The organism is Saezia sanguinis, assembly GCF_003991585.1.
Lineage (GTDB): Bacteria > Pseudomonadota > Gammaproteobacteria > Burkholderiales > Burkholderiaceae_C > Saezia > Saezia sanguinis.
Window position 1 is genome coordinate 1 of sequence record NZ_PQSP01000205.1, and the last position, 238, is coordinate 238.

Genomic DNA, 238 nt, shown 5'->3' on the forward strand with positions numbered 1-238 from the left:
TTCTCCACCCGGTTCGTGAGCCGGGCGCGGGTGAACAGGCCCAGTGCCAGCAGACGTTCGGCGTGGTCACCGGGCTGCCCCGAACGGCCCTGCGCGAAAGCGGACAGCAAGGTTCGGCCGGGTACCGGCGGACGCGGTTCCTGAGCGAGATATCCGACCCGGCCGCGCCGGATCACCGTGCCGCGATCGGGGGTGAGCTCGCCCGCCAATACCCGTAACAGCGTGGACTTACCCACAC

At 69.7% G+C, this 238-nt stretch carries 1 protein-coding gene; it reads left to right on the forward strand.

The genetic code is table 11. The features are described 5' to 3' along the window. A partial coding sequence (locus CUZ56_RS16295; protein WP_204250986.1) for a hypothetical protein occupies positions 1-218 on the forward strand: 218 nt, incomplete at its 5' end. Between the last annotated feature and the right edge of the window lie 20 nt (positions 219-238).